Here is a 19,433-nt window from a genome sequence, read left to right as displayed (position 1 = left end):
GCCCACGGCGTTCTCTTGACGATATGTCAAGAGCGCACGCTTCAGGGCGCGGGGGCTGGGACCGGCCAGCCGGCCCGCACCTCCACCCGGTTGTCGTAGAAGGTGCTGCCGCCACCGCGATCCGTGAGGCGCTGGGAGGTCAGGGCGTTCACGGTGCGGTCACCGGGAGCGTGGCGGCGCCACCACACCCCCTCGGCCACCGCAACCCCGGCGGGCACCTTGTCCGTCACCTCCAGGGTGAAGGCCACCTCGCCCAGGCCGTTGAACGCGGTCACCGGACCGCCGTCCGCCAGGCCCCGGGCCGCGGCCTCGGCAGGGTTCACCCGGAGGGTCATCCGGCCCATGCGCCGCCGCAGGTCCTCCCGCTCGTGGAAGGTGCTGTTGAGGCCCTGGACCGCCGGGGCCGTCACCAGTTGAAGGGAGTGCGGATCATTCGCGCTATGGGGCGGCAGGAAACGGGGCAGGGGCTCCGGATCGCGGAGGTTGAGGACCTCCACCTTGCCGCTGGGGGTGTGGAAGCGGAGACCCGTGCCGCGGCCCGGGTCCAGCTCCACCGCGAAGCCCTGGGCGAGCCGGGCCTCGTCCAGGCCCGCCCGCCACGGATGGGGCTCGGCCAGGAGGGCATCGATGAGGTCGTCGGCGGACTGCGAGAACACTTCCTCCGTGAACCCCATGGCCCGCGCCAGGGCCTGGAACACCTCGAGGTTCGAGCGGCTCTCCCCCACCGGCGGCACCACGGGTCGCGCCCCCTGGATGGCGTAGTGCCCGAAGGCGCGGTAGAGGTCGCTGTGCTCCAGGGAGGTGGTAGCGGGCAGGACGAGATCGGCGAACCGGGCCGTGTCCGTCATGAACCGCTCGTGCACGACCGTGAAGAGGTCCTCCCGGGCCAGGCCCCGCAGCACGGCGTTCTGGTCCGGCGCCACCACCGCGGGGTTCGAGTGGTAGACATAGAGTGAGGCCACCGGCGGGTCCTGCACCTCGTTCAAGGCGCGGCCCAGCTGGTTCATGTTGAGGGTTCGGACAGGGCGGGGCAGCAGATCCTCGCGCTCGAGGAGATGCATGGGGAAGGCGCCCCCGGTGTTGGTGGAGGCGAAACCGCCGCCGCCGGGCTTGGCGTAGGCCCCCACGAAGGCCGGAAGGCAGGCCAGCGTGCGCAGGGTCATGGCGCCGTTGCCGTAGCGGGAGATCCCGTTCCCCGGGCGCAGGTGCGGATCGCGGGCGCGGCCGTAGGCCTCCGCCAGCTCGTGGACCGTGGCCGCGGGCACGCCGGTGATCGCCTCCACCCGCTCCGGTGGATAGTCCGGCAGGATGCGTTCCCGAAGCTCCGCCGCACCCTGGACATGGGCTGCGAGGAAGGCCTCGTCACAGAGACCCAGGCGGTCCAGCAGGTGGAGGATCCCCAGGGCCAGGGCCCCGTCCGTGCCCGGGCGCACCAGCACCACGCGGTCGCAGAGGGGCGCCGTGGCGTGGGCGTAGGTGTCGATGAGCCAGACCTGGGCGCCCTTCCGCTTGGCCTCCCGCACGGCGTGGAGGGCGTGGACGGTGGTGGCCGCGGCGTTGATGCCCCAGAGCAGGATGAGGTCGCTGGCGGCGCAGGCGTCCGGGTGCGGCGCGGGCGTGCCGCCCATGACCAGGGCCCAGCCCTCGCTCTTGGCCGGCGAGCAGATGGTGCGGTCCAGCTTCGAGGCCCCCAGCCGATGGAAGAAGGCATGCCCGGCATTGCGCTGGACGAGGCCCATGGTGCCCGCGTAGGAGTAGGGCAGGATGGCCTCGGCGCCGTGAGCGGCGATGATCCGCCGCCACCGCTCGGCGATCTCCCCGATGGCCTCGTCCCAGGAGATGGGCGCGAACGCGCCCTCGCCCTTCGCGCCGGTGTGGCGCAGGGGCGTCGTCAGCCGCTCCGGATGGTGCACCGTGTCCTGGTAGCGGTTCATCTTCGGGCAGAGGTTCCCCCGGGTGAAGGGATGCTCCGGGTCGCCCGCCACCGCCACGGCGCGGCCGTCTTCCACCTCGATCACGAGGCCGCAGGCGTCGGGGCAATCGTAGGGGCAGACGGAACGATGGTGGGTGCGGGGCATGGGACACCTCCGAGGGGTTCCATCATGGCCGCAGGCGCGGTTCCTTCCTAGTCGCCCTGGAAGGCCCGGCGGTAGGCCGTGGGCGAGGTCTTCAGGATCTGGCGGAAGTGCAGGCGGAGGGAGACCGCCGAGCCGAAGCCGGCCAGGGCGGCCACGTGTTCCACCGGGTGCCCGGTGGTCTCGAGGAGCCTCTGCGCGAAGGTGAGGCGCCGCTGGAGCAGCCAGGCCCAGACGGTGGTGCCGGTCTTCCGCCGGAAGTGCCGGGTGAAGGTGCGCCGGCTCATGCGGGCGCGCGCCGCGAGGGCGTCCACGGTGAGCGGGTGGTCCAGGTGCCCCTCCGCCCAGGCCAGGGCCTCGGTGAAGGGGTCCCGGTCCGGGGCGGACGCGACGGGCTGCTCGATGAACTGCGACTGGTCTCCGTGACGGTGGGGCTGCACGACCATCCGCCGAGCCACCGCATTGGCGACCTCGGCCCCGCACTGGGACCGGAGGAGGTGGAGGCAGCAATCAAGGCCCGCAGCCGTGCCCGCCGAGGTCACCAAATCCCCCTCGTCAACGTAGAGCACGCCTGGGTTCAGTCGGACCCGTGGGAATTGCCGGGCGAAGCTTTCGGCCCAGTTCCAGTGGGTGGTGGCCTGGCGCCCATCCAGAAGGCCCGCCTCGGCCAGGACGAAGGCGCCGAGGCAGAGGCCCACCACCCGCGCACCACGGGCATGGGCCCTCCGGAGGGCGGCGAGGAGGGCTTCGGGCGGGCGCTCCTGGGGATCCCGCCAGCTGGGGACGATGATCGTGCCCGCACCGTCCAGGCCCTGGAGGCCATGGGGGGCCCGGAGGGTAAAGCCGGCCGAGGTGCGGAGGGGCCCCGCCTCCACCCCGCAGATTCGGAGGCGGTAGGGCGGGACGCCGAGGTCCGGCCGATGCTCGAAGACCAGGCAGGGCACCGAGAGGTGGAACGGACTGATCCGATCGAACGCCACCACGGCCAGGGTGAAGGGATCCAGCGGGGGAGAGGCCATGGCCTGATCTTATCGAACATTGTCATTTAGGCCACTTTTCTGGTCCCGATGCAGGGCACAGCATGAACGCAGCCCGGCCCTGCCGGCCCCTTCAAGGAGCAGCCCATGCCCGCCTCCCCCCACCGCGCACTCATCGTCATCGATGTCCAGGAGGAGTACGTCACCGGCAACCTTCCCATCGAGTTCCCGCCCATCGCCGAGTCCCTGGCGAACATCGGCGCCGCCATGGACGCCGCTCGGGAGGCGGGCATTCCGGTGATCGTCGTCCAGAACCACGCGCCCGCCGGGGCGCCCCTCTTCGCGAAGGGCAGCCCCGCCTGGGAGCTCCACGAAGTGGTCCGCTCACGCCCGCACGACCACTACCTGGAGAAATCCCTTCCCAGCGCCTTCACGGGAACCGATCTCGCCGAGTGGCTGGGAACCCGGGACATCGACACCCTCGCCGTCGTGGGCTACATGACCCACAACTGCGTGGATTCCACCATCAAGCACGCCATGCACGCCGGGCTGGCGGTGGAGTTCCTGTCGGACGCCGCAGGTTCGGTGCCCTACGAGAACGCCGCGGGACGGGTCAGCGCCGAGGCGATCCACCGGACCTTCTGCGTTGTCCTCCAGTCCCGGTTCGCGGCTGTCACGGACACCCGCGCCTGGGTGGCGGCCATCCGGGGGGAAGCGCCGGCACCGGCCCGCGGCACCATCTACGACTCCAACCAGCGGGCCCGGAGCCACCGCCCGAAGTGACCCCGAAGTGAAGGTGCGCCCGGGGTGAAGGGGGGTATCCTGGCGCCGGAACGTTCCCATGGCCCACGCCCTCCTTCCCTCCGGCCACGGCACCTACGAGCGCCTGGTGGCGCGTCTGAACCGCTTCCCCCAGGGCGCGCCGCCGTCGGAGCGGCTCTTCCAGATCCTCAGGCTCCTGGTGAACGAGGAGGAGGCCGGCCTGCTGGCGCAGGTCCCCATTCGGCCGTTCACCGCCCGCCGGGCCGCGGCCATCTGGAAGCTTCCGGAGGCCCGAGCCCGGGAGGCGTTGGACGCGCTCGCGGAGCGGGCCATGCTGTTGGACTTCACATGCGAGGGCGAGACGCGCTACGTGCTGCCGCCGCCCATGGCCGGCTTCTTCGAGTTCTCGATGATGCGGGTGCGGGGCGATGTGGACCAGAAGGCCCTGGCCGAGCTGTTCCATCAGTACCTGAACGTGGAGGAGGACTTCGTCCGGGCCTTGTTCGCCCATGGCGAGACCCAGCTGGGCCGCGTCTTCGTGGACGAGACGGCGCTTCCCCGGGAGGACAGCCTGGTGGTCCTGGACCACGAGCGGGCCAGTGAGGTGGTGCGCTCGGCCAAGGCCATCGGCATCGGCACCTGCTATTGCCGACACAAGATGGCCCACCTCGGGAAGGCCTGCGACGCGCCCATGGACATCTGCATGACCTTCGGCACCTGTGCGGATTCCCTCACCCGTCATCACGCAGCGCGGCGGGTGGAGGCTGCGGAATGCCTTGACCTCCTGCAGCAGGCCCGGGAGCGGGGCCTGGTGCAGTTCGGGGAGAACGTCCGCGAGCAGGTGAGCTTTATCTGCAACTGCTGCGGCTGCTGCTGCGAGGCGATGATTGCTGCGCGGCGGTTCTCCTTCATGAAGCCCGTCCACACCACCAACTTCCTGCCTGAGCTGGCCACCGACCACTGCAACGGATGCGGCAAATGCGTCAACGCCTGTCCCGTGGAGGCCCTCGGGCTCGTCTCGGCCCACGACCCCCACCATGCGGCGGCGAAGCGTGCCCAGCTGGACGAGGAGCGCTGCCTGGGCTGTGGCGTGTGCGTCCGGGCCTGCACGAAGGAGGCGCTTCGGCTGAAGTCACGCCGGGCACGCGTCCTCACTCCTGCCAATACCGCTCACCGCACGGTGATGATGGCCCTCGAGCGGGGCCAGCTGGCGGAGCTGCTGGTGGACGGGCAGTCCGGCCACGGCCATCGCGCGGTTGCCGCCATCCTCGGCGCGGTGCTCAAACTCCCGCCCCTCAAGCAGGCCCTCGCCTCCAGGCAGCTGAAGTCGCGCTACCTCGACCGGCTGATGGCGGGGGTCTGAGCGACCCCCGGAAGAGGTTACCCAGGCCCCGGCAGTTCGTTGGTGTTCGGCGGCCTTCGCCTTTCCATGGCCTTCCGCCCTAGGATGGTCCTTACCATGCCCCGGACCCGCCCCGTTCTTCAGCTCAGGACCAGGATCACCCTCCTGGTCTGTCTGATCCTGGGCCTGGCCCTGCTCGTGACCGGCACCCTGGTGGATTGGAAGATGGAGCAACAGGCCCGGGAGGCCCTGGGCGACAAGGTGACGCTGCTCTCCCGCATCATGGCCGAGTCGGAGGTGGTGCGCGAAGGGCTGACGGGCCGGCGCTCCCAGGGGCAGATCCAGGAGCTCGCGGAACAGATCCGGACCGGGGCGGGCGTGGATTATGTCGTGGTGATGGACATGAACGGCCTCCGGCTCTCCCATCCCAACCCCGCCCTGATCGGCGCCCGGTTCGCCGGCGGGGATGATGCGGACGTGTACCGCGGGCGCTCCTACCTCTCCGTGGCCCAGGGGACGCTGGGGGTCTCCCTGCGCGCCTTCACCCCGGTCCGGCAGGGGGATCGGCAGGTGGGGGCCGTGGCCGTGGGCCTGCTCCAGTCGGGGGTGGACCGGGCCGTGGTGAGCGTGCAGAAACGCATCGTATTCGGGGGGGTCATCGGCTTCGCGGCGGGGATTCTGGGCGCCATGTATCTGGCGGGCCGCATCAAGCGGATCCTGATGGGCATGGAGCCCCAGGAGATCTCCACCGTGCTCCAGCAGCGCAACGCCATGCTGCATTCGGTGCGGGAGGGCATCATCGGCGTGAACCGGGAGCTGGTGGTCACCATCGTCAACGAGGAGGCCCTGCGGTTGTTCGCGCTGGCGGGGAGCCATGGCGAGCTGGTGGGCCACCCGGTGGAGGAGGTGCTGCCCAGCTCCCGCCTCGGCACGGTGATGGAGACGGGCCAGGCGGAGTACGACCAGGAAGGCGACATCCTGGGCCTGAAGATCCTGACAAACCGGGTGCCCGTGCTGGTGGATGGCCGCATCACCGGGGCCCTGGCCACCTTCCGCGACATCACCGAGATGAACCGGCTGGCGGAGCAGCTCACGGGGGTCCGCCTCTACGCCAACGCGCTCCGGGCCCAGGCCCACGAGTTCATGAACAAGCTCCACGTGATCCTCGGGCTGGTGCGGCTGGAGGAGTACGAGCGCCTCAAGACCTACATCACCGGGGTGGTCGGCCGGCTCGATGACGAAGTGGGCTTCGTGGTGCAGCGGATCAAGGACCCTGTGATCGCGGGATTCCTGCTCGCCCGGTTCGCGTCGGCGCGGGAACAGAACATCCTCATGGAACTGGATCAGGACGCTTCGCTGCTCCCCTGTCCTGATGACGCGGCCTCCCACGATCTCGTCACGGTGCTCGGCAACCTGCTGGAAAACGCGGTCGAGGCCATCGGGGAAGGTGCCCACCGGGAGATCCAGGTGTCCCTCCGCCCCGAGGGCCCCCTGCTGCACTTGTCCGTCGCGGACAGCGGCCCGGGACTGCCCGCGGAGCTCCTCACCCAGACCTTCACGCTGGGCTTCTCCACGAAGGGCGAGAACCGTGGCTTCGGCCTCTGGCAGGCAGCCCGGGCCATCGAGACCCGGGGAGGGCGCCTGGTCGCGAAAAACCGCGAGGGTGGTGGCGCCGTCTTCACGGCTTCGTTCACTCTGTTCCCCGGGGAGGAGCCATGATCCGGGTGCTGCTGGTCGAAGACGATCCCATGGTGGCCGAGCTCAACCGGATGTACCTGAGCCGCGTGCCGGGCTTCGAGACGGTGGCCTCCGCGCGGAGCGCCTCCGAGGCCCTGGAGCTGCTCCAGAGCCACACCGTGGACCTGCTGCTGCTGGACATCTTCATGCCTGGCCAGAGCGGCATCGAGCTCATGGAGGGGATCCGGAGGCGGGCCCTGGATGTGGACGTGATCTTCGTGACCGCCGCGCGGGACGCGGTGACCATCGACCGGGCCCTGAAGCTCGGCGCCGTGGACTACCTCATCAAGCCCTTCGAGTTCGAGCGGCTGAAGCAGGCCTTGGATCGCTACGGGGAGACCCGCCGCATGATCCGGGACGGTCAGACGCTCGACCAGGCAGAGCTCGACAGGCGCCTGGCTCGCCGGACCCCCGAAGGCCGGAAGGCGGAAGGGCTGCCCAAGGGCCTCGATCGGAACACCCTGGACAAGGTGCTGCAGGCCATCTCCGCGTGGCCGGAGACAACGCCCTGGTTCACCAGCGAGGAGGTCGGCCAGCAGGTGGGCATCTCGCGCGTCTCTGTCCGCAAATACTTCGAGTTCCTCTGCACCCTCAAGGTGCTGCGGATGGAGCCCGGCTACGGCACGGGTGGCCGGCCGGTCCACCGCTTCCTGCTCCAGAAAGCCTACCTGCGCGAGGCGAAGCGCTTTTTATGATCCTCCGGGGGTCCTCCCGGCCACGCATGCGTGGCCGGGATCTAGGGGCGCGCTGCGCGCACACCCCCGGACCCCCGCGCTCAGCCCAGCGGAGCTGGGCTTCGCTTGTGATTCTCCGGAGATTCCAGCTCCGCACTGATTCCGCTTACAAAAGTTCCAATTCCTGGAATCAACTTCCATAACGACCGGCTTTTGGCCGGGCGACCCAGAATCAGGAAAACCACCCGTAGGTCGCGTGAGCAGGATGCCTGCTCGTCAGCGGGGTCGCTCCTCGGTACGCACCTCCCTAGGCATCTTTCCCACCTTGTTCACATCCGGCTCTTCCAGGGCCGTCCACTGCGCATGGCTGGCTTTTCTGAAAGGACCAATCGCATGTTGAAGCGAGCCGCATCAAAACTGTACAACTGGGTCGCGCTCATGATCGTTCTCGGCGCGCTGCTGGGGCACTTCTATCCCGGCGTGGCCGTGAAGATGCAGCCCCTGGCCGACGGCTTCATCGCCCTCATCAAGATGCTCATCCCGCCGGTGATCCTCTGCAGCGTGGTGCTGGGGATCGCGGGTTCCGGCAGCATCAAGAAGGCCGGCCGCGTGGGCGGAAAGGCCATCCTCTACTTCGAGATCGTCAGCACCCTGGCGCTGGTGGTCGGCCTCGTCATGGCCAACGTGTTCGGGCCCGGGCGGAGCTTCCACGCCGACCCCTCGAAGCTTGATCCCAAGCTCGTGGCCAACTACGTCACCCAGGCCCAGCACCTGACCATCACGGATCACCTGCTGAAGATGATCCCCAAGACCATGTTCAGCGCCTTCACGGACGGCGACATCCTCCAGGTGCTGCTCATCTCCGTGCTGCTCGGCTTCGCGGTGGCTGCCCTGAACGAGAAGCACAAGGCGCCCCTCATCGGCCTCCTGGAGAACCTCAGCAAGATGTTCTTCGGCGTCATGCGCCAGATCCTCTACCTCGCCCCCCTGGGCGCCGGCGCGGCCATCGCCTACACCATCGGCAAGTTCGGTCTGAAGTCGCTGGTGCCCATGGCGCAGCTCATCTTCCTCTTCTACGCGACCTGCGCCGTGTTCGTCTTCGTGGTGCTGGGGATCATCGCGCGGCTGGCGGGCTTCAACATCTTCAAGGTGGTGGGCTACATCAAGGATGAGCTCCTGCTGGTCATGGCCACCAGTTCCTCCGAGTCCGCGCTGATCCCCCTCATGGAGAAGATGGAGAAGCTCGGCCTGTCCAAATCCGTGGTCGGTCTCGTGATCCCCACGGGCTACTCCTTCAACCTCGATGGCACCAACATCTACATGACCCTGGCTTCGCTCTTCATCGCGCAGGCCCTGGGCATCGAGCTCACCCTGGGCCAGCAGCTCGGCATTCTGGTGGTGGCGATGATCACCAGCAAGGGCGCCGCCGGTGTCACCGGCTCCGGCTTCATCACCCTGGCCGCCACCCTGGCCGTGGTGCCCACCATCCCCGTGGCTGGCATGGCCCTCATCCTGGGCATCGACAAGTTCATGTCCGAGGCCCGCGCCATCACCAACCACATCGGCAACTGCATCGCCGCCGTCGTGATGGCCAGCTGGGAGAAGGAACTGGACTGGGACAAGTTCCACGCCGTCCTGGGCAAGTCGAAGGACATGGCTCCCGTGGTCGAAGTGCCGGTCCTGGCGAACGAGATGGAATAGGGCCTGAGCACGAACGGAAAGCGGGGGCGAAAGCCCCCGTTTTTTTGTAGAAGTAATGTCTAACCTTGAGGACCAGGTTTCGCCCGGATGAATCTGCCAAGTCGGGCTATTGGCCGGACCACTTGATCTCTTCCTGACCGGCCCGGTCTTTGTATGGATGACAGGTTTATATCCGGCCTCACGGCACCAAAGGCCGCAAGGAGTCGAGTCTTGCGACTTCGGCCCTTGCCAAGGCTCACATTACGAATTATGAGTATCAGCCTTTGCCACCTGTGATTGGCCTTGCAAGTACCTCGACTACTGAGGAGGCCTTGGCTGCATCGATCCCGCCCTCCTGGGAATAGCCGGTGGACTGAGGTGCAAAGACACAAGCTGCCGCCTGTCCGAGGATTACCTTCCCTGCCTCGGGGTCTCCAGATGCCTTCACGAAAGCTTCGAAGGTAAGCAGGGCATTCTGGCGATGGCGGTTGACCACTTCGTTATGTCGGTGCGCTAGGTAGTTCTTCGCGGATAGGTAGAGCATGAAGGAGATCACCGCAAAGACGAGAGCCTTGCTGACGATTAATTGGACGTGCTGGTATGCGTCTTCTGGTTTGAGCCAATTCCATCTCGCCAGGAAAAGACTTGTGATGGCCCAGGCACCCAAGCCGATGGCCCACCAAAAAGTGTATTTGCCCCAGTTATCAGCTTCAGTCCTGTGGTGACTCGCCTCGTCTTTGAAATATATTGCCTGCTGGGTCACGCCCTGTTCGGCCGCCACTTTCCGGACTGTCTCGACAACCTCAGTGACCCGATTTACCTGCGTCTGAAGGCTAACCTCGATATCTTTTGCCTGTTTCGTCACCCGGTCAACAACAGCCTTGGCCTCGCGTTCAACCCGACCAAGATCGATGGTCCTCGTGTTGGCATAGGCGATGAGCGGAAACAGCGTACTGAATGTAGGTACATAATAATTGGTGATCTGAGAGATCAATTGATCCCGTGCCCCTTGGCCTTGAGCTGGCTGGAAGGCCAGGATCTGATTGAAGTAGGCCATCACTTGAATGGCGTAGTCCCGGATGTGACCTTGGAGGATGTTCGTCGGAAGGTCTTCCAGCGTTTCTGGTGAGATCTGCCGAAATAGGCTAATCAAACGCTCTGCAGGCTCCACGACCTCACGGAAAGAGGACAGCTCGCCCAGCTCCCGCTCTCGAATAAGAGATTTCACATCGAATGATTGAATGGCTTCTAGGGCTTCCTTGGCTTCCTTGAGCATCTGGAGTTCAGCAGGGTCTTTAGAGGCCATAGATACTCCTTGGGTCGTGTAGTCAACATATACCGATGTCGATGGACAAGGTTCCATTGTTATCGCGAAGTCTGCAACAGGCTGAAGTTCATTATTAACGGTAAACCTCGAATGAGATCGAATGCCGTATCGCTGCTGGTCGCAGCGGCAATTCCACCAAAGGAAACCCCCACGAGTGGCTCGACAGTGTTCCGGTGGCGGAAGTCTCTCCGCATCATTCTTCGAGCGATGCTCCGGATACGCGACATGCTGACACGCCGCTAATCCCCTTCGACAGCTCCGGGGTGCCTGATGGGGCGCAGACCCTCTCCCTGGAGGTTCGGGCTAGAAGTTTGGAGTAATAGGCAAACTCGAAGACTCGCCAATCCCTAGACTTCCTTTTGTCGCCACGCAGGTCGCGGTTCCCGTGAATGACAAGCACTCACGGATCGGGCCGAGACCTGATTTCACCCCGGCACGGAGGAAGCAATGACCATCAATGTTCTCGGCTACGCCGCCCAATCCCCCACCTCGGAGCTGGCGCCCTTCCCCTTCGAGCGCCGCGACCCCCGGCCCGACGATGTGGTGATCGACATCCTCTACTGCGGCGTCTGCCACTCGGACCTGCACACGGCCCGCAACGACTGGGGTTGGACCACGTACCCCATCGTCCCCGGCCACGAGATCATCGGGCGCGTGCGCACGGTGGGCGCCGCCGTGACCCGCTTCAAGGCCGGCGACGCCGTCGGCGTGGGCTGCCTGGTGGACTCCTGCCGCCACTGCAGGCCCTGCGAGCACGGGGAGGAGCAGTACTGCCAGAACGGTTTCACCGGCACCTACGGCGGCACGGACCGCCATGACGGCCGGCCCACCCAGGGCGGCTACTCCGACCAGATCGTGGTGTCCGACCGCTTCGTGCTGAAGGTGCCGGACAGCCTGGACCTCCAGGGTGCCGCGCCCCTCCTCTGTGCGGGCATCACCACCTGGTCGCCCCTGCGCCACTGGAAGGTCGGGAAGGGCAGCCAGGTGGCGGTGGTGGGCCTCGGGGGCCTGGGCCACATGGGCCTGAAGCTGGCCAAGGCCCTGGGCGCCGAGGTGACCCTCTTCACGCGCTCCCAGGGCAAGGAGGCCGATGCCCGGCGCCTGGGCGCGGACCGCGTGGTGCTGTCGACGGACCCCGCCCAGATGGCGTCGGTCGCGGGCCGCTTCGACCTCATCGTCGACACCGTGCCCTACGTCCATGACCTGAATCCCTACGTCCCCACCCTGGCCACGAACGGCACCCTCGTGCTGGTGGGCTACCTGGGCGGGCTGGAGCCCAGGCTCAGTACCGTGCCCATGGTCCTCGGCCGCAAGTCCGTGGCGGGCTCCCTCATCGGCGGCATCGCCGAGACCCAGGAGCTGCTGGACTTCTGCGGCGAGCACGGCATCACGTCGGACGTGGAGGTGATCCGCATGCAGGACATCAACGGCGCCTACGAGCGCCTGCTGAAGAGCGACGTGAAGTACCGCTTCGTCATCGACATGGCTTCGCTGAAAGCGAAGAACTGAACCCGACCCACAAGGAGAACATCATGCAAACGCGCACCCTCGGAACCCACGGACTCAACGTTTCTGCCCTCGGCCTGGGCTGCATGGGCCTGAGCTTCGGGCTCGGTCCCGCGGTCGAGAAACAGGAAGGCCTCGCCCTCATCCGGGCCGCCGTGGAGAAGGGCGTCACCTTCTTCGATACGGCCGAGGTCTACGGGCCCTGGGTGAACGAAGCGCTGGTGGGAGAGGCCCTGGCGCCCTTCAAGGGCCGGGTGGCCATCGCCACCAAGTTCGGCTTCGCCATCGACCAGGTCACGGGCCAGAACCCGGGCGGCCTGAACAGCCGGCCCGAGCGCATCCGGGCCGTGGCCGAGGCCTCCCTGAAGCGCCTGCGCGTGGAGGTCATCGACCTCTTCTACCAGCACCGGGTGGACCCCGAGGTGCCCATCGAAGACGTGGCCGGCACGGTCAAGGACCTCATCGGGGAAGGCAAGGTCAGGCACTTCGGCCTCTCCGAAGCCGGCGCGGCCACCATCCGCAAGGCCCACGCCGTGCAGCCCGTGGCCGCCCTCCAGAGCGAGTACTCCCTGTTCTGGCGGGAGCCGGAAGTTGAGATCATCCCCACGCTGGAAGAACTGGGCATCGGCTTCGTGCCCTTCAGCCCCCTCGGCAAGGGCTTCCTCACCGGCAAGATCGACGAGACCACCACCTTCGATCCCACGGATTTCCGGAATGTCGTTCCTCGTTTCACCCAGGAGGCGCGCAAGGCGAACCTCGCCCTGGTGGAGGTGCTGAAGGGTCTGGCCACGGCGAAAGGTGTGACCCCGGCCCAGCTGGCCCTCGCCTGGCTGCTGGCCCAGAAGCCCTGGATCGTCCCCATTCCGGGCACGACGAAGCTGCATCGGCTCGAAGAGAACCTGGGGAGCGTCGCCCTCGACCTCACCGCCGAAGACCTGAAGGCCATCGACACCGCCGCCTCCCAGGTGGAACTGCAGGGCGCCCGGTACCCAGAGCACCTGCAGAAGCTGGTGGGCCGCTGATCGGCAGGAAACCACGAAAGGATGGAGACAGTCCCATGAACGTTCTCATCATCAATGCCCACCTTGCCTATCCCGGGTGGTCCGAGGGCAAGCTGAACCTCGCGTTCATGGACTTGGCGAAGGCCTTCTTCCTGGCGCGCGGACATCAGGTCGCTGAGACGTTGGTCGAGCGCGGCTATGACCCGGAAGAAGAGGTGGGCAAGCATGTGGCCGCGGACCTGGTCATCCTCCAGACCCCGGTGAACTGGTTCTCAGCTCCATGGATCTACAAAAAGTATGTGGATGAGGTCTTCAACGCAGGGCTGGCCACGAAGGCCCTGCTCGAAGGCGATGGCCGCACGCGCCAGGATCCGAGCCGGCAGTACGGAACGGGCGGCCTCATGCAGGGGCGGGCCTTCATGATCTCCGCCACCTGGAATGCCCCAAGGGAAGCCTTCGGCAACCCCAACGGCGTGCTGTACGGAGGCAAGGGAACTGCGGACCTGTTCCTCCACATCACCTCGAACTACAAGTTCATGGGGTTCGACATCCTCCCGGACTACGGGGTGTTCGACATCTTCAAGTCGCCCGACATCCCGCGTGCGCTTGAGAACTACCAACGGCATTTGGAGCGACACTGCCTGTGAAGGCTCCGGCCGCGCCACCGCATCCCGCGCCCCAGGCGTGAGACCCTGTTTCGGGACCTTTCCATGAGCCGAACGCCCACTTCCTTTCCGGCCACGAGCCCCGATTCCGGCTCGCCGGACCTGGCCCGGCTGGCGGACCTGCTGCTGGCCCACGCCCCCTTCGACGGCACCTTCGAGCTGCGGCTTCCGGGGGTACATGTCTCCCGGGCCTCCCGCGCCCACAAGGACTTCCATCACGCCGTGCAGCGGCCGGGGCTCTGCCTGGTGGCCCAGGGCGCGAAGCGGGTACTGCTGGGGCAGGAGCTCTACGAGTACGATGCCTCGCGGGTGCTGGTCTATTCCGTGGATGTCCCCGTGTCCGCCCAGGTCACCCAGGCCAGTCTGGACGCGCCCTACCTCGGCCTTCGGATCGACCTGGATCCGGCGCAGATCGCCGACCTGACGGCCAAGGTTTACCCGCTCGGCCTGCCCCGGCGGGGCGAGGGCCGCGCCATCTGCGTCGACCAGCTGGACGAGCCGGTGATCAACGCGGTAGTGCGGCTCCTGGAGCTGGCCTCCCGGCCCGACGAGGCGGAGCTCCTGGCGCCCCTCGTCCTCGACGAGATCCTCATCCGGCTCCTGCGGAGCCCGCTGGGTCCGCGGGTGGCCCTGATCGGCCAGGAGGAGAGCCAACTCCACCGGGTCGCCAAGGCCGTCTCTTGGGTCCGCACCCACTTCGACCAGCCGCTGGACGTGGAGCGCCTGGCCACGCTGGTGCACATGAGCCCATCCTCCTTCCACCAGCACTTCAAGGCCGTCACCGCCATGAGCCCCCTGCAGTACCAGAAGGCCATCCGCCTCCAGGAGGCGCGGCGGCTCATGCTGCTCACCCGCCTCGACGCCGGCACCGCCGGCCGCCGCGTGGGCTACCAGAGCCCCTCCCAGTTCGCCCGGGAGTACGGACGGTACTTCGGGAATGCACCCACCAAGGATGTGGCGCGATTGCGAGAGCAGGCGGAAGGAGTGGGAGAGTAAGCGCAAGAAGCGCCGTGGATGCGGCCCGGCAGCTCCAGCGGTGGTGGGCCCCCCTCTGCATCACCCTGCGGGTGACGCTCCGGCCGCGTGAAAGGCTGGCACGCCGCTTGACGTCTTCAGCAGTCCCCCGGACTGCCTTCGGCTACGGCTACCTGCCAGCCTTTCAGCGATTTCGAGTCCCGCCTTTTTATCTCCACCACCAAATGGGGCCCCGAATGGGAGGCACTTGGCGTGTCGCTGCTGGGCACGGCGCTGATCCTCCGGGCAGGACATCAAGTCCTGCCCTTCGGGCGCCTACCTGCCCGCAGCGGCAATTCCACCAAAGAAAAGCCCCCGCAGGCGGGGGCTTTTCTTTGGTGGAGGTGGTGGGAGTCGAACCCACGTCCAAGACATGCCGGATGGCGGCTCTTCCACAGGCTTGGTCCGCTCTTGAAACCTCCCGGCGGGGAACGGACGAGCCGCTCGGGACGTGTGCCCCCTTATCTCGGCCGCTGTCAGGGGGCGTCGCGGCGGCCTATCTGGTGCCTCCGTCCGGCAGGCCGAAGCCACCCTTTCGGAGGTTTAACGAGCTCGGTACCCAGAGATCCCGAGGACTCGCTCGGAGCCTAGGTTGCCCTAGGCAGCGAGAGCCAGTTCGAAGTTATCGTTGGCAGTTTGATTTGGGCGGCTTGATAAGGGGGCCAGCCGTCCAACCCCCGCCTGCACCAGGCACCCGGATCACGACCTGTCGAAACCGGTCACCCCCGTGTGTGGTGGTCACCGCCCGAGGGGCGGCGCCGCCGTCTCGTCCCCCGCGAGGGCGCGAATCGAGCGGATTCTGAGTATGGGTGCTGCTTCCTGGATGCACAAGGTGCGGAGCTACTTCCCCTGCCTCCGCCGCGCGGTGACGGTCTCGCCGCCGATGCCCCAGTTGTCCGTGTCCACTTCGTCGATGGTCACCACGGTGGTCTGGGGATTCTTGCCCAGCACATCCACCAGGAGCTGGGTGGCGCCCTGGATGAGCCGGGCCTTCTGGTCGGCGGTGGCGCCTTCGCGGGTGATGCGGATGTTCACGTAGGGCATGGCGGCCTCCAGGGGGAAGCATAGACGGATTCAGAGGGGGCCGAGGGCCTTCGGCTGCAGGACGGCGCGGCTGTCCGCGTCGGCGAAGCGCCAGGGGCGGGCCTGGTCCTCGGCCGTGGCGAAGGCGATGCCCAGGCGGGGGCCGGCGAGGAGGCGGGCCGGGGGTGTTCCCGGGCGCAGCTCCAGGCCGCCAGGGGTCAGCAGGTCGTGGCCGTCGAAGGTGCGGTCCAGGCCCAGGGCCTGGGCCACCTTGCCAGGACCCGCGCAGAGCTGGGGCGTGACCTTGGCGGCCTTCCGCCGTTGCAGCACGGTCTCGAGCCCTGCCACGACCTCGGCGCCGCGGATGAGCACGGCGGAAGCCTCGCCCTCGGGCCCCGTTACCACGTTCAGCATCCAGTGCACGCCATAGCAGAAGTAGAGATAGGCCCGGCCCGGCGGTCCCCACATGGGCGCGTTGCGGGCGGTGCGGCCGTGGCGCGCATGGCTGGCGCTGTCCCCCCGGCCGTCGTAGGCTTCCACCTCCGTGATGCGGAGGGCCACCTCCCCGCGCACCAGCACCATGCCCAGCAGGGCCTGGGCGGCGAGGGGTACGGGCCCGGCGAGCTTCATCACTGCAGCAGCTTGCGGGCCCGGAGGAAGGTCTCCAGTTCCGCGCTGGCGGCGGCCTCCAGGGCCCGCTCCGGCAGGAGCACGGCCCGCGAGGGGCCGGTGCGGAAGATCCAGAAGCCGCTCTGGCGCTGGATCTTCTCGAAGTCGGACCAGGGCAGGCCGCCTTCGCTGGCTTCGGTGCGCAGGGTGAGCCCCTCGTCATCGAAGACCACCTCCACAGGGGTGTAGGCATCGGCCCCGCGCCGGCGCCGGGCCAGGCGAAGGACCGCCTCCGGCAGCCCCGCGAAGAGCAGACCGTTCAGGACCAGGAACAGGCCGGGCACCCGCTGCGACCCCGTGGCGAGGCTGTAGGCGCCCAGCAGCATCAGCCCCACACCCGCACCCACGGAGACCTGGTACCAGATGCGCTTGAAGGTCCGCGCGCCCCGGAGGGCCTCGTCGGCGGTGAGGGTGTAGGTCACGGTGATGTGCATGGTCGTCCCTGAGGGCCTGGGCCGCTGAGCGGCCCGGGAAAAGAAAGCATTCCACGAGAAAGGGCCCGCGAGCGGGCCCTTTCGCTACTCGAAGCGCATCGCGAGTCGAGGCCCTACACTTCGTCGAAGAAGTAAGGCTTGAGCACCTGGATGCGCTCCTCGAAGTCGTCGGGGTGGATGAAGTGCAGGGCGGCGGCCACGCTGGAGAGCAGGCTGTTACCGTCCTGGGGAGTGAAGCAGAAGCCCACCACCCGCTTCTCGTCGGGCATGGCGAGGGTGCTGAGGGGGATCACGGTCTGGTTGAGGATGCGGCCGTAGTGGCCCTGGTCGCGGCCGAAGGAGAACACGGTGTTGGCGTCCTTCTTCTCGGTGATGGCGATGCGGTCGTTGGCCTTGATGCGGGTCTTGAGGCTCTCCAGTGTGGTGGGCCGCTTGAGACGCAGGTCGAACCAGAGGCTGTGCATGTACTGGGTGGGGAGCTTGATGGCGCTGCTGAACAGGTTCAGCTCCAGGCCGCGGGTCTGGAACAGGTGGTAGGCGTCGCGGGCGTGGTGGGTGCCGAACTTGCCTTCCTTGTGGGTGCCCACCTGGGGTGCGGGGCAGAAGTCCTTCACCTGGCTGATGTCGTTGGCGCGCCGCATGCAGACGAAGGTGCCTTCGATCAGGTTGTCATCGCCCTCGGTCAGGGCCAGAGTGTCGATGATGCAGGAGAGGTTGTGAGTGTTGCAGCTCACGACCTGCACGTACTGGCCGCTCTTCTTCAGAACGTCGTCGTTGATGCCGCGGGCATACATGGTGCCGAAGCCGAACTCGCTGCCCTGGGCGAGGAAGCCCTTGGTGTTGTGCTCGTAGTGCGTGTAGAGCTTCTCCTTCATGTCCAGGCCCTTGGGGCTGCAGTCGATGACCACGGTGGCCTCGTTCAGGGCCTGGTCGTGCAGCATGGCGGGCTCGACGCCCATGGCCTTGAAGCCCTCCACCTTGTCGGCGTCCACCACGAGCTTGGCGCCCCGGCGCAGCAGGGCCTTCACCTTGGGCCGCTCGCTGACGCTGTTCTTGTGGAACGTGACGTCGTCGATGCCCAGTTCCTTCTTGTACTCCGTCAGCAAGCCGATCAGCGGCTCGCCGATGGTGCCGGTGCCGACCACATGGACGACGTTCCTCTTGGACATGGATCCTCCGTGGCCGGTGTCTTGGGACGCCCCCCCAGCCCAGTAGACGATTTTCCCAGGCGTCAGAAGGAAAAGCCACCTGCAAAAGCCGGACACGGCCTTCTTGTGACGAGTGGCCTACCAGCCACGCAGCTCGTTGGCCCTTCTCACCCGCTCCAGCGCCAGGACGAGGGCGCCGGTGCGCCAAGTGCAGCCATGCAGCTTCACCTTCTCTTCGACCTCGTGGAAGGCCTGGATCAGGATTTTCTCCTCCTTCTCGAAGATCTCGGCTTCGTCCCAGAACAGCTGCTGGAGGTTCTGCACCCACTCGAAGTAGGACACGGTGACGCCACCGGCGTTGGCGAGGATATCGGGGATGAGCGTGATGCCGCGCTCGCGGAAGATCCGATCCGCCTCAGGTGTGGTGGGGGCGTTGGCGCCTTCCACGATGAGCCGGGCCTTCACCTCCGGCGCCGTGGCCTGGGTCAGGACGCCACCGAGGGCGGCGGGGACGAGGATGTTGCCCTCCTGGGCCCACACGGCCGCGGGATCGAAGGCTTCGCCCCCCGGGAAGCCCGCCACGGTGCCCTTGTTCCGCGGCACGTAGGCGAAGAGGGCGGGGACATCGAGGCCCTCCGGCCGGCGCACGGCGCCCCCGAGATCGGCCACGGCCACGATCCGGGCGCCCATCTCATCCAGGAATTTCGCGGCGAAGCTGCCCACGTTGCCGAAGCCCTGGAGCACCACCCTGGCATCTTTCAGGTCTCGGCCGAGCACCTTCGTCCAGGCCTCCCGCGCACAGAGGGCCACGCCCCTGCCGGTGGCGGCCTCCCGGCCCTGGCTGCCGCCCAGTTCGAGGGGCTTGCCCGTGACGCAGGCGGGCTGGTAACCGTTCTTGCGGCCATATTCGTCCATGACCCAGGCCATGGTCTGGGCATTGGTGTTCAGATCCGGCGAGGGCACGTCGCGGGTGGGGCCCAGCACCATGGAGATCTTGGAGATGTAGCGGCGGGTCAGCATTTCCAGTTCGTGCTGGGACATTCTCGAGGGATCGCACTGGATGCCGCCCTTGGCGCCGCCGAAGGGGATGTTCACCACGGCGGTCTTCCAGGTGTTGAGGCTGGCCAGGGCCCGCACGTCATCCAGGACCAGATCCGGATGGAAGCGGATGCCGCCCTTCTGGGGGCCACGTACGCCGTTGTGCTGCACGCGATAGCCCTTGAAGACCCGCAGCGTGCCGTCCTCCATGCGGATGGGCATGGCGACGGTGATCTCGCGGTAGGGCGTCTTCAGCAGCTCCCGCAGTTCCTGGGAGAGGCCGAGAATGTCGGCGGCTTCGTCGAACTGGCGGTTCACGTTGTCGAAGAGGTTCATGTGCTCGGTCATGGAACCCCCTGCC

17 protein-coding genes and 1 other RNA gene are annotated in these 19,433 nt (G+C 67.0%); 9 read left to right on the top strand and 9 right to left on the bottom strand.

Annotation, left to right across the window (positions count from 1 at the left end):
* Window positions 1-41: 41 nt before the first annotated feature.
* On the bottom strand, window positions 42-2,078 hold the full coding sequence (locus NOV65_RS13610; protein WP_257307010.1) for a molybdopterin oxidoreductase family protein: 2,037 nt from the start codon (window positions 2,076-2,078) through the stop codon (window positions 42-44).
* Between the two features lie 47 nt (window positions 2,079-2,125).
* Window positions 2,126-3,094 (bottom strand): helix-turn-helix domain-containing protein, encoded by a 969-nt coding sequence (locus NOV65_RS13605; RefSeq protein WP_257307009.1) that lies wholly within the window; start codon window positions 3,092-3,094, stop codon window positions 2,126-2,128.
* Window positions 3,095-3,199: 105 nt separating this feature from the next.
* Here NOV65_RS13605 and NOV65_RS13600 point away from each other — a divergent pair, with 105 nt between their 5' ends.
* From NOV65_RS13600 to dctA, 5 genes are all read left to right on the top strand, one after another.
* On the top strand, window positions 3,200-3,835 hold the full coding sequence (locus NOV65_RS13600; RefSeq protein ID WP_257307008.1) for a cysteine hydrolase family protein: 636 nt from the start codon (window positions 3,200-3,202) through the stop codon (window positions 3,833-3,835).
* A gap of 58 nt (window positions 3,836-3,893) precedes the next feature.
* Window positions 3,894-5,177, top strand: coding sequence for a 4Fe-4S dicluster domain-containing protein (locus NOV65_RS13595; RefSeq protein WP_257307007.1), 1,284 nt, complete (start codon window positions 3,894-3,896; stop codon window positions 5,175-5,177).
* 96 nt (window positions 5,178-5,273) lie between these two features.
* Window positions 5,274-6,875, top strand: coding sequence for a DcuS/MalK family sensor histidine kinase (gene dcuS, locus NOV65_RS13590; protein WP_257307006.1), 1,602 nt, complete (start codon window positions 5,274-5,276; stop codon window positions 6,873-6,875).
* Complete coding sequence (locus tag NOV65_RS13585; RefSeq protein WP_257307005.1) at window positions 6,872-7,588, top strand: response regulator; 717 nt, start codon at window positions 6,872-6,874, stop codon at window positions 7,586-7,588. Before dcuS ends, NOV65_RS13585 begins: the two co-directional genes overlap by 4 nt.
* A 372-nt stretch (window positions 7,589-7,960) precedes the next feature.
* A complete protein-coding gene (gene dctA, locus NOV65_RS13580; RefSeq protein ID WP_257307004.1) occupies window positions 7,961-9,268 on the top strand; it encodes a C4-dicarboxylate transporter DctA in 1,308 nt (435 codons plus the stop codon).
* A 256-nt stretch (window positions 9,269-9,524) separates the two neighbouring features.
* Here dctA and NOV65_RS13575 read toward each other — a convergent pair whose 3' ends face one another.
* Entirely contained in the window at window positions 9,525-10,553 is a 1,029-nt protein-coding gene (locus NOV65_RS13575) for a short coiled-coil protein (protein ID WP_257307003.1), read from the bottom strand.
* A 468-nt stretch (window positions 10,554-11,021) separates the two neighbouring features.
* Between NOV65_RS13575 and NOV65_RS13570 the strand changes: the two genes are divergently transcribed.
* The 4 genes from NOV65_RS13570 to NOV65_RS13555 all read left to right on the top strand — a co-directional run bounded on the left by NOV65_RS13570 (window position 11,022) and on the right by NOV65_RS13555 (window position 14,742).
* Window positions 11,022-12,083, top strand: a complete 1,062-nt coding sequence (locus NOV65_RS13570) for an NAD(P)-dependent alcohol dehydrogenase (RefSeq protein WP_257307002.1) — start codon at window positions 11,022-11,024, stop codon at window positions 12,081-12,083.
* A gap of 23 nt (window positions 12,084-12,106) precedes the next feature.
* Window positions 12,107-13,102: an aldo/keto reductase gene (locus NOV65_RS13565; protein WP_257307001.1), complete on the top strand. Its 996-nt coding sequence runs from the start codon at window positions 12,107-12,109 to the stop codon at window positions 13,100-13,102.
* 35 nt (window positions 13,103-13,137) lie between these two features.
* Entirely contained in the window at window positions 13,138-13,728 is a 591-nt protein-coding gene (locus NOV65_RS13560) for an NAD(P)H-dependent oxidoreductase (protein WP_257307000.1), read from the top strand.
* A gap of 63 nt (window positions 13,729-13,791) precedes the next feature.
* On the top strand, window positions 13,792-14,742 hold the full coding sequence (locus NOV65_RS13555; protein ID WP_257306999.1) for an AraC family transcriptional regulator: 951 nt from the start codon (window positions 13,792-13,794) through the stop codon (window positions 14,740-14,742).
* A gap of 354 nt (window positions 14,743-15,096) precedes the next feature.
* Here NOV65_RS13555 and ssrA read toward each other — a convergent pair.
* The 6 genes from ssrA to NOV65_RS13525 all read right to left on the bottom strand — a co-directional run bounded on the left by ssrA (window position 15,097) and on the right by NOV65_RS13525 (window position 19,420).
* Window positions 15,097-15,487: a transfer-messenger RNA gene (ssrA, locus tag NOV65_RS13550) on the bottom strand.
* Window positions 15,488-15,600: 113 nt separating this feature from the next.
* On the bottom strand, window positions 15,601-15,804 hold the full coding sequence (locus NOV65_RS13545) for a tautomerase family protein (RefSeq protein WP_257306998.1): 204 nt from the start codon (window positions 15,802-15,804) through the stop codon (window positions 15,601-15,603).
* Window positions 15,805-15,834: 30 nt separating this feature from the next.
* Window positions 15,835-16,413, bottom strand: a complete 579-nt coding sequence (locus tag NOV65_RS13540) for a DNA-3-methyladenine glycosylase (RefSeq protein ID WP_257306997.1) — start codon at window positions 16,411-16,413, stop codon at window positions 15,835-15,837.
* Window positions 16,413-16,886, bottom strand: coding sequence for a YcxB family protein (locus NOV65_RS13535; RefSeq protein ID WP_257306996.1), 474 nt, complete (start codon window positions 16,884-16,886; stop codon window positions 16,413-16,415). The genes NOV65_RS13540 and NOV65_RS13535 overlap by 1 nt, the downstream gene beginning before the upstream one ends.
* A gap of 113 nt (window positions 16,887-16,999) precedes the next feature.
* On the bottom strand, window positions 17,000-18,055 hold the full coding sequence (locus NOV65_RS13530; RefSeq protein ID WP_257306995.1) for a hypothetical protein: 1,056 nt from the start codon (window positions 18,053-18,055) through the stop codon (window positions 17,000-17,002).
* Window positions 18,056-18,172: 117 nt separating this feature from the next.
* Window positions 18,173-19,420 (bottom strand): Glu/Leu/Phe/Val family dehydrogenase, encoded by a 1,248-nt coding sequence (locus tag NOV65_RS13525; RefSeq protein ID WP_257306994.1) that lies wholly within the window; start codon window positions 19,418-19,420, stop codon window positions 18,173-18,175.
* Window positions 19,421-19,433 lie beyond the last annotated feature (13 nt).

The organism is Geothrix campi (assembly GCF_024609265.1).
GTDB lineage: Bacteria > Acidobacteriota > Holophagae > Holophagales > Holophagaceae > Geothrix > Geothrix campi.
This window is presented reverse-complemented; position numbering and strand designations above follow the sequence as displayed.